Source organism: Pseudomonas sp. SDO5215_S409, from assembly GCF_054071325.1.
In genome coordinates this window covers 1-4,434 of record NZ_JBSVWN010000116.1, presented here as the reverse complement: position 1 = coordinate 4,434, position 4,434 = coordinate 1, and the positions used below count along the sequence as shown (strand labels likewise).

3 protein-coding genes are annotated in these 4,434 nt (G+C 55.5%); all 3 read right to left on the bottom strand.

What is annotated here, in order from left to right; all coding sequences use genetic code 11:
* Window positions 1-258 precede the first annotated feature (258 nt).
* A complete protein-coding gene (locus tag ACW9H9_RS28240) occupies window positions 259-534 on the bottom strand; it encodes a bacteriocin immunity protein (protein WP_457346643.1) in 276 nt (91 codons plus the stop codon).
* 7 nt (window positions 535-541) lie between these two features.
* Window positions 542-1,873, bottom strand: a complete 1,332-nt coding sequence (locus ACW9H9_RS28235) for an S-type pyocin domain-containing protein (protein ID WP_457346644.1) — start codon at window positions 1,871-1,873, stop codon at window positions 542-544.
* A gap of 742 nt (window positions 1,874-2,615) precedes the next feature.
* Entirely contained in the window at window positions 2,616-3,368 is a 753-nt protein-coding gene (locus ACW9H9_RS28230; RefSeq protein WP_457346645.1) for a hypothetical protein, read from the bottom strand.
* Window positions 3,369-4,434: the final 1,066 nt, after the last annotated feature.

The following is a 4,434-nucleotide window of genomic DNA, read 5'->3' as shown; positions in this document are numbered from 1 at the left end:
GCAAACTCAGCGGCCAAGGCCATGATGAGTTACACCACTTCCAGGGACACGATCGACACTCGCCGGTCAAAACATGGCGCCAGCCTTCCAAGGGATGTTTCTGCAAGGGTGATTTGATGCGTCAGTGATCAGGGCAAGTGGTCACCGGTGTTGGTCCTTCCACAGGGTCACCAGCCTGGGTATGCGTGCCGGGTCCACCCCATCCGCGCTACCGACGTTTTGATCGGAGTGTTTGACCCCTACGACGCGGGCGCGTTGTTACGCACCTTTGAACCCGGGCAAACCCTGCGCCGCGCGCCAATCTTTCACAATTTGCACTACGCCCTCAGGGGAGTTGTCAGCACCGGGCTCTGGATAATAGATCAGGTCCGACCCTGCTGGGTGTTCGCTGATTTTCTCGAAGTGCAACAGCAGCACGTCAGCACGATCATCGCTTTCAGCTTCTTCGTCTTCTTCAGCGAGTTCTTCCAGCAGTGCGATGAACTCGGCCTCTGTGTACTCCGAAAAACTGTTTTTCAGTAGTGTGTCAGTCATGGTTGACCTATTCGTTCCGGTGAATAGCGATATGGTTTCGCGGAGTGTTTACCCGCAGATTATCTACGTCGTAGACGCCGCCTCCCTCGGATACCTTTTCGAGGTGATGAAGTTCGTAAGACAGTCTGCCGCCGACTCTATCGGCTTTGCGCACCCGTGGTGCCTTACCTTTACGCATCCGCCCGACGTTCTGTTCGATGAACTGATTTGCAGCGGCTGACTCTGAAACCGCTTTCCAAAGGGCGGCCCTGAACGAGTCGAAGCTCTTGAATTCTTGTCCCCGAAGGGAGTCTGCCACGTCCTTTGGTATTGGAGCGCCCATCCCCGAGCTGGCCCCAATGAGCCATATGCCAAACACATCTTCGCCCTGTCCTGTGACTGTGCCTGGGGTTTTGCGCACATTCATCACAATGTACAGCGGCTGCACACCGGAATCTGCCGGGAATACGAGAATGAAGTCTTTGTATTGATCAGGGTAGATCGGGCTGACGATGATGCTGTCGGCCTGTTCGGTCGGCGGATAAATCCAAATATGGGGGGCTTGGGGGGCACCCTCTAACGGTGGGATACCGGAGGTGCCCGACGGATCAACCGCCGGCGTCCAGATGAGGGTTACACCATCGCCGAAGTCGGCGACTTGCTGAGATCCCTGCTGGACGAATTGCACGACGGGAATCATTTCCCATTCCCTACGCTTCTGGGTGTTGTATCCGTACCCCTTCAGGGTTCCGTCCGCCTGCACCTCAACATGCAGGCGCACGCGTGTACGCGCCTTTTCAAGTGACTGAAGCTGGTCTTTTGTGTACAGAGAACTGTCACCCAGGTTCGACGGCCACAACAGTGCGACTATCCCCGCCAAGGCGCCAGCAGCCACTCCGGCAGTGACGACGCCGGTCCCACCGGCAGCTCCCGTTATGGCTGAGCCAGTTGCGGCACTTGCTCCCCCAACAGCTCCAGCCGAACACAGCCCACCACAAGAGGCAGCCGCAGCCCCAGCGCCACCCAATAGAAGAGTTCCGATGGCGGCAGGCAGGGCACTCCCGCTGATTTTTTTCAGTGGGATATTTCCTGCGGCATCGGTTTCACGACCGCCGAGGAGGGAGAACGCTCCGTAGTTGGCCAGGCTCTCGACCGGAATGAATCCGGCAGGCGTTTTGTAATCGATCACACCGTTTGCCAGATCGCAGCTCTTGGTGAATACACAGCCTTTGCTGGCGGGACGGGTATTGGTCTTGGGCGGGAGGTCTTTGTATTCAGCCCAGCGCTGAGCGTGAATATCGACGGGCTCGATGCCGCTATTGCGATAACCCTTCGGCGGGTTGGGGACGTAACCACTCATTCCTTGATTCCTGAATCATCCTCAAACCAGCGCTGCGCTAGCGTAGAGCCCTTTCGGGCGCAGAGGGTAACCGCTCAGAGCAGAGTGTCGAGTGGTGGCGGATCGCCAGAAGCCGAGGCATGCTCAATCGTCTCTCGCCCTTGCAATACCTGAACATCGCATCAAGTGCGGGACCTAGAGCCGATTGCAACGCTCGCGGCCTTAGCCCCATGAGAGGCGGAGCGAAGATAAGGGGGCACAAGGAGAAACAGCCAGAAACAAGAAAGCCCGCACAAGGCGGGCTTCTTGAGGTGATTCATAGACTGCTGTAGACGTCTATGGATCGGTACTTGGTGGTACACAGTCATTTGAACTTGATATGTAAGCTTATGTTTTTTATTGATTATTTTTTTCATGTTTTAAAGGGATGCACCTGGGGATACACGGCGCTGTCTGCTGGGGCGTTTCTGGCCCGTTTCACGCTGACTTAAAAAGCCGTCGAGGTTTGTTGCTCCATCCCCGACGAACGGTGACGCCATCTTGATAAATCCACCGCCGGTGCAAAGGAATGGTCATCACCACCATGCCTTTGAGGGATCAGTCCAGAAATGGCCCGATTATCTCGCTCCTCACTTTTGAAGAGCCGTCGTCACACTTTTGCGGCGATTGCGCTGGCACCGCGTGGCGTTCTTACCATTCCCCCGCGGCAGCACCACCCCGGATCAGGGTAGTGGTGATTTTGAGTGAATTTCAGGTTCAGGCCTCAACTGTTCCATTCTCGGCGCAGTTTCTCCTGCGCGTCCTTTTCGGCACGTTCCTTGGCTACCAACTCATCGTGGAGAGGTGGGTAATATACCCAGTTTGTTTTCCATGCCGGAAACCACGCCCAGCGCAGAAGAGCTAACACGGCAAGCACTGCTGCAATACCGACGTTATCGTTGGTATGAGAAAGAAATACTTGGACCAGTGACCCAGTACTGTAATTCGTGCCTAGACTCCAATCGAGTATGCACAGTACGGTCATGCCGAAAAAAAGCATCCCGATCTGCTCCCGTTGCTCTCGGGCCTCTTCTATTTCCGCTGACCGTTTTTCATACAGCTTCATTAAAAATTCGCTGTTCTGTCTCAAAGCGTGTTTATGGAGTTGGTGGAGCGATACACATCCATTTGGCCGCTGGTAGGGCTCCGCCCGAATTTCAAAAAGGCCGTAAGGAATAGCCGATCCAATTAGCGATAATATTTCACGCAGTGCAATCGCAAGCGCAGGGATGCCGAATGAGACAATAAGACCAAATGAACAAGCGGCTGTGAGCAGGTATCCGAAGTTGGCCCAGACTCTTTCAAGAGAAATGGCCATCTCTAGAACGCCTGGTAGTTTCCTTAGCAACAAAGCTATGTCCAAAAAAAGAACTAAGTACGCGAGGCGAACTGCCCATTTCCATTCCCATGCTTTTTCGATCAACCCTATAGAAGCCGGCGGGCTGGGTTCTTGGTTTTTTTGCGTATGCTCTGTCATTTGGGCCTCCTTGGTGAAGGCTTCGAGCATAGGTAGTGATGAATGACAGGTCTAGATGGCATTAGCTAAGCCGACCGGTTTCCGCTCTAGGGTGAACGACTCGTTCACCACCTGCTCCGACCTGCTGTCAGGTCGCTGGAAGCCCCGGAAATTACTTGACGAGCACCAAGCGCCAACGCACCACCTTTCACGCTGGCGGCGGCGTATTACTTGAGTTGCGGGCTGTTTACGCGTGAACCACCGGGGAAAATCCATCTAGTGCCTGTATAGTATTGCCTGGCACGCTAATGATTTCTCTGGCCCGGTATTTCGCGACCCATCCCGCCAGCGTGTGCCTGGATATTCATTGCACAGCAGCCTTGACGGCCACCTCTTAAATTTTTGACTAGGCTGGTGCTAGTCAAGCTGCGTGGATGCCCGCAATGCCTTGACCCGCTTGGCTTTAAGCGATCCGGCTACTAGTGGCGTCAGATAAATCCGTCAAGACCTGTCAAGAATTTCGTCAAGGCCCCGTCAAGGGTTATGGCGGCGTTTGCCTGGGGCGGCCGCGGGCCACTGGTCTCGCAACTGACCGTCGCGGTCCCTCCCTGTTTTTGGACGAGGTAACTATCCGGCCACTACCCGATCTGCCGCCAGCCCGCGCTGGCTTTGGCTGCTGGGTCGAGTTGGATGATCTGTGACCTCGCCATCCGTCCAGAGCTTGTCCAGAATCCGTCAGGGGTCTGAGGCAGCCGGGGCCTCTACTTTGACGGCCTGTGACACGCGGGAAACCTCAGGCACCCGGCCACATAGGCTACTGTCATCTGCCTGGCCCGTGTTCCATCGACGCGTGGTCAAACAAACGCCCGATTCCACCGGCAATGTGAGACTTTGCCGACCTCGAGTTTTTACCGGCACGACCTGGTATCTGGCCTCGGACGCCTAGGCCATGCCGGTTCCGTCTCATGCCTGTCTCACATTCGGTAAAGGCTGGGTAAAGCTACGCCGACCAGACTGCCGGGGATCTCACTTGGATCGTGTCCCTGGAAGTGGTGTAACTCATCATGGCCTTGGCCGCTGAGTTTGC

Excerpts from the sequence above, each read along its gene's own strand:
- ACW9H9_RS28230 (WP_457346645.1), bottom strand. The coding sequence starts at position 3,368 with ATGACAGAGCATACGCAAAAAAACCAAGAACCCAGCCCGCCGGCTTCT.
- ACW9H9_RS28235 (WP_457346644.1), bottom strand. The coding sequence starts at position 1,873 with ATGAGTGGTTACGTCCCCAACCCGCCGAAGGGTTATCGCAATAGCGGC.
- ACW9H9_RS28240 (WP_457346643.1), bottom strand. The coding sequence starts at position 534 with ATGACTGACACACTACTGAAAAACAGTTTTTCGGAGTACACAGAGGCC.